Here is a 12,027-nt window from a genome sequence, read left to right on the forward strand (position 1 = left end):
CCGATCGGGAGGCGAACCGTGGCCAAGACAAGCGGTACCGCTGACGAGATCCTGAACCTGCCTTCCGGCGGCGGATCGGTCAGCGGCGATGGGGGCGACTTCAGCGTCGATCTGAACACGGGCACCGCGACGCTGAAGTTCGATCTGACGGTGCCGGCCGGCCCGAACGGCATCACGCCGCCGCACACGCTGCAGTATTCGGCGGGCGCGGGCGACGGGCCGTTCGGCCTCGGCTGGTCGCTCGGGCTGATGACGATCCGCCGCAGGATCACGCCGGCGACGGGCGCGGCCGAGCCCGCGCCGCCCGGCGCGTGCACGCTCGTCGGCGTCGGCGAGCTCGTCGACATGGGCGCGCGGCGCTTTCGGCCGATCGTCGATGCGACAGGACTGCTGATCGAATTCACCGGCGCGTCGTGGACGGCCACCGACAAGACCGATACGCAGTACACGCTCGGCACGAGCGCGAACGCGCAGATCGGCGACGGCGGCGCGCTGCCCGCCGCGTGGCTCGTCGATCGCTGCACCGACAGCGCCGGCAACGCGATCGCGTACACGTGGCTCGCCGACGGCGGCAACCGCGTGCCGCAGACGATCGCGTGGGGCACGTACCAGCTCGTGTTCGTCTACGAGAGCCGGCCGGACGTGCTCGTCGACGGCGGCTACGGCGCGCCCGTCACGCTCGACAAGCGCTGCAGCCGCATCGAGCTGCACGCGAGAACCGAAGCGCAGAGCCTCGTGCGCAGCTGGACGCTGCTGTACGACGACGACAACGGCCACGGCCGCTCGCTGCTCGCGACGATCCGCGAGCAAGGCCACGCGGCGGACGGCTCGATCCTCGCCGCGCCCGATCGCACGTTCGCGTACTCGAAGCCCGGCGCGCCCGCGCTCGTGCCGGTAACGGGCTGGACGACGCCGCTGTCCGATCCGAACACCGATCTCGTCGACCTGAACGGCGACGGGCTGCCGGACATCGTCCATCTCGGCGACGGCATGCCGACGATGCATCCGAACCTCGGCGGCGGCCGGTTCGGCGCGCCGCGCCCGCTCGCGCGCACGGCCGCGCCGCTGCGCCTGTCGGCGCCGTCCGTCGCGTTCGCGGACATGTCGGGCAACGGCAGCGTCGACGTGCTCGTGCTCGACGAGCCGTTCTCCGGCTACTACCCGCTATCCGCGCCGGGCGGCTCGGAGCCCGCGGGCTTCGGCCGGCCGATCGTGTTCGAGCGCGCGCCCGCCGTCTCGCCGAGCGACGTGCGGCTGCGCTTTCTCGATCTGAACGGCGACGGCATCACCGACATCCTGCTCGACACCGGGCGCGGCTGGCTGATGTACCTGCGCGACGGCCCGACGACGTGGTCCGACGCGCCGCGCGTGCTGCCGCCCGCGCGCACGCCGCCCGTATCGCTCGCCGATCCGCACGTGCATCTCGCCGACATGACGGGCGACGGGCTGATGGACATCGTGCGCGTGACGGGCAGCGGGCTCACGTACTGGCCCGCGCGCGCGGACGGCGGCTGGGACGCGGCGATCGCGATGACGCCGTCGCCCGCGTTCGCGCGCGATTTCGATCCGCGCCGGCTCGCGCTGTATGACGTCGACGGCGACGGCTGCGCGGACCTCGTCTACGTCGGCCTGCAATCCGTCACGCTATGGCGCAACGTCGGCGCGACGCGGCTCGCCGCGCCCGTCGCGATTCCCGGCACGCCGGTCGCGCTGCCGGGCAGCTACCGGGTCGTCGACCTGCTCGGCTCGGGCACGGCGGGCGTGCATTTCCAGCTGCCGTCGATCGCGGGCGCGTCGCGCCAGGCCTATCTCGATCTCGGCGGCGGCGCGAAGCCGTATCTGCTGACCGATCTCACGCACGGCGCGGCGCAGAGCACGCACATCGGCTACCGGACGAGCACCGAATACGCGCGCGACGACGCCACCGCCGGCGCGCCGTGGCGAACCTATCATCCGTTTCCGATCCAGTGCGTTGCGCGCACCGACCAGACCGACCACGGCACCGGCGCGACGACGTCGACCCGCTACGCCTATCACGACGCGCGCTACGATCCCGCGACGCGCACGTTCCTCGGCTTCGGCCGCGTCGACAGCGAACAGCTGGGCGACGCGTCGTGCCCGACGCTGCGCGTCGAGACGACGTTTCATCTCGGGCTCGATCCGGCCGATCCGAGCCGCCCGCTCACGAACGACGACGCGCTCAAGTTAGGCGCGCTGCGCCGCAAGCCGCTCGTCACCGCGACGTACGGGCTCGACGGCTCGCCGCTCGAGAGCCGGCCGTATTCGATCACGCGGCATGCGTACGATGCGCTGCTCGTCGCGTCGACGGCGGGCAACGGCAAGCAAATCGCGGTGCCGTACTGCACGACGTCGACTGAAGAGCGCTGGGAGCGGCAAGGCGCGGTCGTGTCGACGCGCACCGTCGACTATCTCGCGATCACGAACGAAGGCGACGTCACGTCGCAACGCACGCGCGCGCAGCGCACGGGCGTCGCCGCGCTCGACCAGGACGTGACGACGACGACCACGCTCGCGACGGGCGGCAAGAACCTGAGGCTGCCGGCACGCATCACGCAGACCGCGCCCGGCGGCGGCATCGTGTCCGCATCGATCTGCTTCTACGACGGCGACGCGTTCACCGGATTACCCGAAGGCCAGGCGACGCAAGGCCTCGTCACACGCATCGAAGACCGCGTGTTCGACGACGCGTTCGCCGCGTCGGTCTGGGGCGACCATCCGCCCGATCTCACGCAGTACGGCTACCACCGGCTGAGCGGCGACGCGTCCGGCTGGTGGAAGACGCGGCGCGCGCACGCGCGCGGATCGAACGCGACGGGGCCGACGCTCGCGACGAAAGGCCCGCTCGGCGCGCAGCAGACGCTGCAATACGACGCGAACGGGCAGCGCGTCGTCAAGGTGATCGACGCGCTCGGCAACGCGGTGTCGGCGACGACCGACGCGCGCGTGTTCCAGACCGCGTCGCTCACCGACGCGAACGGCCACCTGACGACCGACGCATTCGACGCGCTCGGCCGCGTCGTCGCGACGATCGGCCCGCTCGACACGGCCGCGCTGCCGACGATCGCGTTCGCGTACGCGGCGGGCGCGATCTCGACGATCACGAGCGCCACGCGCAGCGCGCACGGCGGCAACGACACCGTGCCCGCCGTCACGTGGATCGACGGCGCGGGCAACGTGCTCGGCAAGGGCACGCCCGCCGCCGCGCCCGGCCAATGGACCGTCACGAACGCGGTGCGGCGCAACGCGCGCGGCCTCGTCGCCGCATCGTTCCTGCCGTACGCGGCGACGGGCGCGGGCTGGCAGCCGCCGCCCGACGGCACCGGCGCGACCACCTCGATCTACGACGCGCTCGGCCGCCTCGTGCAGCTCACGCGGCCCGACGGGCTCGTCGTGACGAGCCGCCGCGAAGGCGACACGGTGATCACGAGCGAGACATGGCCGGGCGCCGCGGCGGCCGACGTCGAGCGGCAGGTGTACGACGCGGCGGGCCAGCTCGTGTCGGTCGCGCGCAACGCGGGCGATCACTGGGTCGAGCAGCGCTACGGCTATGCGCCGTCGGGCAAGGTCAGCGACGTGACGCTGCCGGGCGGCGCGCACGTCGCGTTCACGCTCGACCTGCTCGGCCGCGTGTTCGCGCAGCAAAGCCCCGACACGGGCCGCACGGTGTTCTTCCTCGACGCATCGGACAACCAGCGCGCGCGCACGAACGCGGCGGGCCAGATCGTGCGCACCGACGTCGACGCGATGAACCGCGTGACGAACGTGTATCACGACGCGGAGGCGACGCCGCGCGTGCGCTACGAATATGCCGACGCGAGCGGCGCGCCGCCCGCCGACGGCATTACCGCGAATCGCTTCACGCGCGTATGGCGCATCACCGACGAGATCGGCGCGGTCGTCTTCGAATACGACGAAGCGGGACGCAAGACGACCACCGCGCGCACCGTCGCCGCCACCGGGCAAAGCTTCGTCATGCGGCGCGCGTACGACGCGCTCGGCCGCCTCGCGAATGCGACGCTGCCCGCGACCGCGCCGGGCGGCGCGGCCCGTACGATCGACTACGGCTATGCGGCCGACGGGCGGCTCGTGAGCGCATCGGGCGTCGTGAAGGACGCGGCCTACGATTTGTTCGGACGCCTGACGTCGATCGATTACGCGAACGGCGCGTCGACGCTGATCGACTACGCGGCGAACGCGGGCGGCATCGCGCGCATACGCGTGCTCGACGCATCGCGCAACGTACTGCGCGACACGACGCTCACGCGCCGCGACGGCCTCGCCACGACGCTCGCGAGCGCGAACGCCGCGGACGACAGCGTCGACTTCGGCTACGACGCGCTGCGCCGCCTGACGAGCGCGAACTACCGGCAAGGCGCGACGGCCGCGGACACGCACGGCTGGACCTTCGACGACGCGTTCAACGCGACGGCCGCCACGGACGCGGGCGCGCTGACGTACGAGCCGGGCACGCACCGGCTCGCGTCGATCGGCGGCGCGGCGATCGCGTTCGACGCCGCCGGCCGGATGACGACGGGCCGCTTCGGCGCGGCGGCGTTCGACGCGGCCGATCATCTGAGCGGCGTGACGCTGCCCGACGCGACGCAGATCGCGCACACCTACGACTACCAGGGCCGCCGCGCGCGCTCGACGAAGAACGGCGCGCAAACCTACTTCAGCCCGACCGAGGACATCGAATTCCAGGGCGACGCGGCGATCGTATGGATCACGTTCGGCAGGCAGCGGATCGCGGCCGACATCGGCGGCGCGCTGACCTTCGTGCATCCGAACGCGCTCGGCGTGATGGATCTCGTCACCGATTCGAACGGCGCGTACGGCACGCGCGTGCGGCAAACGCCGTTCGGTTACGCGCGCCCGGCCGACGGCGCGGCGCTTGCGGGCGGCGTCGCCGTGGTGGCGCTCGCGCTCGGCGCGACGGACGCGACGGGCCTCGTCTGCCACGGCCTGCGGTGGTACGACCCGCGCGCAGGCCAGTTCATCAGCCCCGACCCCGTCGTGACGAGCGTGTACACGGTCGGCTCGTGGAACCCGTACGCGTACTGCCTCGGCAATCCGATCCTGCTCGCGGACCCGAACGGCTGCAGCTTCCTGAGCGTGCTCGAGATCATCGGCGTCGCGATCCTCGCGGCGGCTTGCGTCGTCGGCGCGATTTTCACGGGCGGCGCGACGCTCGTCGCGCTCGGCGTGCTGTCCGCGAACATCGGCGGGTGGCTCCTCGCGGGCGTCGCGCTCGGCAGCCTGGGCGGCGCGATCGCGGGCGAGCTCGCCGCGCAGAAGGCGGGCGGCAATCTGTGGGCGGGCGCGTTCCTCGGCGCGTTCCTGGGCGGCGCGACGTCGCTGATCGGCGGCGCGCTCGGCGGCGCGGCCGCGGCGGGCATCGACACGCTGATCGGCGGCACGAAAACATTCCTGTCGTTCGTCGCGGCGGGCGCGATCCAGGGCACGCTCGCGGGCGCGGGCACGGGGCTCGCGATCGGCTATGCGGGCGGCAAGGGCAACGCCGAATCGATGCTGATCGCGATGGCGAAGGGCGCCGCATGGGGCGCGGTGCTCGGCACGCTGCTCGGCGCGGGCATCGGCGCGATCGCGGGCACGGGCATCAGCGGCGCGGCGAAGCCGGACAACTTCCTGAACATCGGCGCGTTCGGCCAGAAGTTCGCGGATTTCACGAGCACGTCGACGGCGATCAACTCGGCCGACAACGCAGCGGGCGTGACCGAATCGCTCGCGCAACTGTCGATGCCGAACGGCTTCAACGCGAGCAACATGCTCGGCCTGCTGCCGAACCTCGTGACGACGAACGAACAGGCGGCGGGCTGGTTCTCGATTCCGATCGGATGGCTCGGGCCGGGCGTGCTGAACGACGCGGGATTCGCGGGGCTCGTCGACACGTCGATGGCGCTCGACCAGGCGGGGCTCAGCTACGCGCACCAGATCTCGCTGCTGCTCGGCGCCGCGCCCTACTTCATCGACTACGCGGCGACGATGGCGCAAATCGTCGACGCGAACGGCGTGAACAGCTTCGAGACGGCGTTCAACAAGGCGTTCGGATCGGGGAATCCGAGCAACACGGGGTGACGCAAACGAACCCGGATCGCGGTTCGCCGTGCTCGCAAACGGAACGACATGGGAAACGAGACAGAAAACGAAATGGGAAGCGCTCGACGCCGCACGCATCGCACGCATCGCCGGGCGTCGAATGTCGGCGATCGCTTGCCGCCGCGCAATGCTCGCCCGCGGCGAGCTCGCTCACGCGGAACATCGCCGAGATCCGTTCGCTCTCCTGAGCGCGCGTCGTCTCGCGCGCTCGACGCGTCGGCGCTTTTGAACCCGCGCGCACGCGACCGAGCGTCGACGCAAGCGCCCGCCGCTCCGATCGGCGCATGTGGCTTCGCGCGAGGCCGCACGCGCTCGATTTCGAGCGTGCCCCGACAGGCGCAACCGGCCGACTGAACCGGACGCCGGCGCCGAAGCGAGATGCCGCGAGGCTGGAGAGTGCGATGAAAGCGTTCAGGCAAATATTCGACGCCATTCAGGCCGAGACGGTGGAGCCCGTATCGGCTCGCATCGGGATTCCGGTTAAAACCGACGTCACCGCGACTTTCGACTGGATAAGCGGCTACCTGGACGCCCATCCTGAATTCGTCGTAAAACTTTATATCCACCGAGCCAATCCCAAATTCGAATCGATCTCGGCGTTGGTGACGAAGAAATCGATGGCGCAGGCGAAACGTTCCGGCGACTTTCAGCTTCTCTTGACCAGTTTCGGCGGCGCCGGACAAGGATCGCTGCCGGGCGTCGCCCGATTCGTGCTGCGGACATACGAATGTCCGGAATGTCATCGCCAGGTGGACATCATTCCACTCGACGGCGTGCCGCCGCCCAAGTGTCAGAACGGCCATTCGCCCCGTGAAATGGAAGTCGCGGCGGGGTCCCCGGCATGAAGTTCGACGCGCTGTTCGAAGCGGGATTCAAGGAGCTGGGCGCCAGGTTCTTCCTCGTCGCGTTCCTGCCGATCCTGTCGGTGGCCGTGTTGATCGTGGGACTGAATGCGTCGGGCGCGCCTGCGGCGTCCCCGTCATGGGCGAGTTTTGCGAAGGCGATACGAGAACTGGACCTGACCCAATCGCTCGGGCTGATATTCGCCGTGCTCGTATTGTCTCTCCTCACCATGCCGTTGCAGGAAGCGCTGGTGCGGGTGCTCGAGGGCTATTGGGGAAAACTGGCGTCATCCAGCCGCCTCGGGAAGCTCTTTTTGAATCGGCAGAAGAAGAAAAGAGACGCGCTGGTCGCCATCGTGCAAAACATCGAACAGCCGCCGACACCGAGCCGGAAATCGGAAGTCGACTCGGCGGCGCGCCGGCTGCTCAAGTACTACCCCGCCGAAGACCGGCTGCTTCCGACGAGCCTCGGCAACGCGCTCCGAGCGGCCGAGGATCTCGCGACCAGCCGCTACGGGCTCGACGCCGTGACCGTCTGGCCGAGGCTCTACCCGCACATCGGCGAGGGGCTGGGCCGCCTCGTCGATAGCGCCCGCAACCAGCTCGACGTTTCCGTTCGTCTCGTGCCCACGTTCGTCGTCTGCGCACTCGTGTCGTTCGGATTCCTGTTGCGTCACGGATACTGGCTTCTGGTGCCCTTCGGGTTCGTCGCGATGGCGTGCCTCGGCTACCGCGCGGCGGTGGAATCGGCCGCCGCCTTCGGCGCGGTGATGAATGCGGCCATCGACATCCACCGGTTCGACATGGTCAAGGGGCTGCATTTTCCGATGGCCGACAACCTGGCCTCCGAGAGGCGGATCAACCAGGCGATCAGCAATTTCCTGCGCCAAGGGATTCCCCATGAATTGCCGTATGTGCATCCGAAAGCCGGCGACGAAGGCAAGACGCGAACGACGAACGGCGCGTGACGACACACCGGTGCGCATGCCGACCGACGGCCGAACAGGCGCGAATCTCCGCATGGATCAACTTCCGCTATCCCCTCCGGCCGTCCCACAGCGCTAAACTAAAGGCGCCAAAGCCGGAGAACACACCATGATTCCTCCCGACCCTGAAAGCACCTTCCGCGGCTTGCCGTTGACGCCCGAGCAGAACGCTGAAGTAAGGCATTACATCAAGATTCGAACTCAGCGCGGCTTACCGTGGGACACGCCTGAACTGCAGGCGATGATTCGCGACATGATGCTGCCGCCGGAGGAGGATGCCGGCGCGGCGGATTTCCTGTCGGACGAGACGCGAGCGGTCGCCGAACGCGCGATGTCGTCGGTGGAAGACGAGATGGACCCCATCGAGGCAAACGAGGAATGGCGAGCGGCCATGGAAGCGGAAAACATGAAGGGCCTGCGTCGGTGACGCCCCTTCCCGCGCCACGAAGCCGCCCCGCACGACGCCCCGCCACGCGAGACGACGTATGTCGATCGTCGGCCCCGCCGCGCGTGAGGCGCGCGACGCCGATCGCGTCGGCGCGGCGAAACGCGCGGCGCGCTCATTGAACATCGAACGCACGGGAGAACGACCATGCGACTGATCGAACCGAACGAACACAAGGACTATCTCGCGGCGCTGCACGGCCGCGGCCTGTCGGGAAGCGATTTCGCGCTTCGCGAAACGGACACGACGGACCCGAAGAGCGACGAAAACTTCGGCCAGATGGGCTTCGTCACGATCACCCGACGCTCGACGCACGTGACGAGGGAATATCCGCTCGGCGACGCGAGCGATTGGCTCCAGCACTTCAAGAACGATTTAGAAACGGGCGCGTTCGACGAAGCGAACGACAGCCAGCACACCTGAGCGTGACCGGCACGCGATGCGTTGCCGCCCGAACGCGTACGCCGAAATCGTCCGCCGCCGCATGCGCGAAGCCGGCATCTCGACGGCTCCGACATCATCCGAACCGGAAACGTCCCGCATGCCGTCGGCGGGCCGCCATCGATCGCGCGACGACCGCAGCAAACTCATTCGCGAACGTTCAATGCAGACGGGCAACCTTGGCCATCGCCGACACTTGAATCGAACATGCGCTCGGCGCGCCTGTGTCCGGCACGGCGCCGCGCGCACCGCGCAACTCGGCGACATCCTGTTGAACGTTCGGCCGTCGCCGGTTGCGCGTCGCACAAATCCGAGGATCTCTCGTTCCCGATGCGCGTCGATCAACGAGATCAACGCAATAAACGCGACAATCTCGACAAACGCGGAATATTCCGAATGCCGCATGCGAGCACGCGCGGCGCCAGCCGGATCACCCGTCCTCACTAACCGGCCGATCGTTTCACGCCGCGTATCGCGCAAGGCCGCACGCGTGCGATCCATGCACGCCGCCGAAGCGCCGTCGAACCGATTTCACACGGCACGCCTCCCTCCGAACGTCGCGGTTTTCGTGCAACTCGCCATTACCGTGAATTAGGGCCATGTCTTTCGATTCAATTCATGCGCCGAATCAATAACCTGTCATCTTAGACAGGAACCTTTAAATTAGCTTGCTGTTTGTTTATTTAACATGCTAGCCTTCCCAGGCCTTGGATATTTGTCAAACCGGATAATCAATTTTTTTGATTATTTACAAAAATTCCATGGCGGCAATCCGACTTCATGCTGACTGATGTCTTCTTATGTTGATCTATCCATTGAGGAGCAATATATGAGTATCGTCGCTGGACCTTTCCCGTATGAAAACATCACGCGCCGCACGACCGACGAGGAACGTGCTCAAATCGAACGCATCGATCTGAACGACGGCGACATCGAACGTCTCGTCGATCTGTTCCGCGACGGCCTGCGCGAAACGGCGCAATTTCACAGCGCCGCCGTGCAAAACAACTTCCAGATCCGCGCCGAGGTTTCCGTCCGCCTGTCCCGGCCGATCCAGAGCGAGGACGGCGCCAGGGTCGAGGAAATCGTCAGTCGCAGCACCATCGACGAAACGATCGAATCGAAAAAGGTCTTCAAGAACTGATCCTTTCGTCTCGACGAATCACCCCTAAATGATTCAAGTCGCCCCGCAGTGCAGCATTTACTGTCGGGCGATTATCGATTCATTTATCGCCTCAATGATTTCCATCTTTATTGCGCATGACTGACATGCCACATTTGCTTTTCATACAGGCAGTGTGATGCAAGAACATCCGGTCTATTTCGAGACATCCTCATCTTCGAATCAGTCGTTCATGCCGCCGTCGTCACATGACCTGGCCGAAACGCTGGCATTGACGCAACCCTATCTCGAACGCTGCGGAATCACGCGGGTGACGGATATCACGCGGATGGACGTCATCGGCGTGCCGGTGTATTCGGCCATTCGCCCGCTGTCGCTGACGCTCGCCGTCAATGCCGGCAAAGGCATGACGCGCGAAGCGGCCAGGATCAGCGCGATCATGGAGGCGATCGAGTATTGGCATGCGGAGCGGATACCGGCCGAGACCGCGCATTTTGCGTCCTCGGCCGCCATGCAGGCCGAGCACGGCATTTCGATACTCGACTTTTGCCCGGAACTGGGCGCGACGTTGAAGCGCACGCAACCCATCGGCTGGGTGCCGCTCGAAAACCTCTCGGGCGCGGGCGACGTATTCGTGCCGATGGAGTGCGTGTTCATGCCGTGCCCGCCCCCGTACGGAGCGAACTTCCTGCGGGCCACCAGTTGCGGGATGGCGTGCGGAACGACGATCGAACAAGCAACCTTGCACGCGATCTGCGAGGTGGTCGAACGGCATCAGCAGTCGTTCGACACCGTCTCGCCCCGCTCCCGCGCGACGCCGCTGCGCCTGCTGGCCGGGGACGCGGCCGGGCTTGCGCAGCGGATCGACGCGGCGGGACTGACGCTCAAGATGCGCTCCCGGTACGACATGGGCCTCTTTTTCGTCGACGCCGTCGTGGCGGCCACGGAGGGCGCCAGCTTGTCGTACGTGAACGGCGGGACGGCGTGCCACTCGGATTTCCAGTCGGCCGCTCGCGCCGCCCTGCTGGAAGCGGTTCAAAGCCGCCTGACGGTGATCCACGGCGGCCGCGACGATCTCGACGAACGTCTCGCGCCATCGGAAAGCAAGACGTACGACGCCAGCAAAGCCGAGATCGAACACATCCTCGACGCGTATTCGAGCGGCATCGAGGTCACGGAACAGGACATCCGCAAGCGCTCGCCCGAGCACGCCGTCGCGCGGCTGATCGACGAGATCCGCTCGGCCGGCTTTGCGCGGGTCCTGCGCCATCGTTTCACGCAGCCGGACGATCCTCTCCAGGTGGTGCGCGTCGTCATTCCGCAAATGGAGCACTTCTCCCGCGCCACCGGCAAGGTGGGGCGGCGCCTGCTGGACTACATTCGCTCGACGGGAGGGCGGCCGTGATCTGCCACGTGTTCGTCGGCCCCACCGCGTTCGGCTTGCCGAATCGGCTCCTGGTCCGCCCGGATCTGGTGATTCACGGACCGGCCGCGCGCGGCGACATCCGCGCGTTGGGCGGCACGCTTTCGCGCGGCGCGGCCGTCGCATTGATCGACGGCCGCTTTGGAGACGTGCCGTCCGTCGCCCATTGGGAGATTCTGGAAATGCTCGACGCCGGCGTGCGCGTCTTCGGGCTGTCCTCGATGGGAGCCATACGCGCCGCGGAATTGCAACGGTACGGCATGACGCCGTATGGCTCGGTGGCGCAGCGCTTCGTCGACGATCCCGATCTTCCGGATGACGAAGTGATGATGCTTCACTCGCCTCGCCCTCCGTACGCGCCGATTTCGGAGCCGCTGGTTCATTTGCGCGAAGGTGCGCGCCACCTGGTCGCCCGCGAAATTTTGTCCGATGAACAGGCAGCGCGAATCATCGGCGATCTGCGCGAACGATGGTTCGGCGAGCGGACCTGGGAGACGCTGATCGATTCGGCCGCGCAACAGGGCGTCGACCGAAGCGCGCTCCTTCGCGCGCTCGGCGATCCGCAGCGCTACCGGGTCAAGTCGCGGGACCTGGAGAACTTCCTCCATGACGAGCCCTGGGCAAGTTGA

Annotated in this window: 8 protein-coding genes; all 8 read left to right on the forward strand. The window is 67.5% G+C overall.

What is annotated here, in order from left to right; all coding sequences use genetic code 11:
- Positions 1–18 precede the first annotated feature (18 nt).
- Positions 19–6,117, forward strand: a complete 6,099-nt coding sequence (locus tag WT60_RS17350; RefSeq protein WP_060356816.1) for a toxin TcdB middle/N-terminal domain-containing protein — start codon at positions 19–21, stop codon at positions 6,115–6,117.
- A 422-nt stretch (positions 6,118–6,539) separates the two neighbouring features.
- Complete coding sequence (locus WT60_RS17360) at positions 6,540–6,983, forward strand: hypothetical protein (protein WP_038744423.1); 444 nt, start codon at positions 6,540–6,542, stop codon at positions 6,981–6,983.
- On the forward strand, positions 6,980–7,948 hold the full coding sequence (locus WT60_RS17365; RefSeq protein ID WP_059575841.1) for a hypothetical protein: 969 nt from the start codon (positions 6,980–6,982) through the stop codon (positions 7,946–7,948). The genes WT60_RS17360 and WT60_RS17365 overlap by 4 nt, the downstream gene beginning before the upstream one ends.
- Before the next feature lie 127 nt (positions 7,949–8,075).
- The gene (locus WT60_RS17370) at positions 8,076–8,393 is read left to right on the forward strand and encodes a hypothetical protein (RefSeq protein WP_038744425.1); all 318 of its coding nucleotides are present in this window, start codon (positions 8,076–8,078) and stop codon (positions 8,391–8,393) included.
- A 165-nt stretch (positions 8,394–8,558) separates the two neighbouring features.
- Positions 8,559–8,834, forward strand: coding sequence for a hypothetical protein (locus tag WT60_RS17375; protein WP_060356815.1), 276 nt, complete (start codon positions 8,559–8,561; stop codon positions 8,832–8,834).
- An 847-nt stretch (positions 8,835–9,681) separates the two neighbouring features.
- Complete coding sequence (locus WT60_RS17380) at positions 9,682–9,996, forward strand: hypothetical protein (RefSeq protein WP_038744427.1); 315 nt, start codon at positions 9,682–9,684, stop codon at positions 9,994–9,996.
- Between the two features lie 157 nt (positions 9,997–10,153).
- Positions 10,154–11,380, forward strand: a complete 1,227-nt coding sequence (locus tag WT60_RS17385; protein ID WP_060356814.1) for a YcaO-like family protein — start codon at positions 10,154–10,156, stop codon at positions 11,378–11,380.
- The gene (locus tag WT60_RS17390) at positions 11,377–12,027 is read left to right on the forward strand and encodes a TfuA-like protein (protein WP_059575837.1); all 651 of its coding nucleotides are present in this window, start codon (positions 11,377–11,379) and stop codon (positions 12,025–12,027) included. Before WT60_RS17385 ends, WT60_RS17390 begins: the two co-directional genes overlap by 4 nt.

The sequence above is a fragment of the Burkholderia sp. MSMB617WGS genome (assembly GCF_001532025.2).
GTDB classification, from domain to species: Bacteria; Pseudomonadota; Gammaproteobacteria; order Burkholderiales; family Burkholderiaceae; genus Burkholderia; species Burkholderia savannae.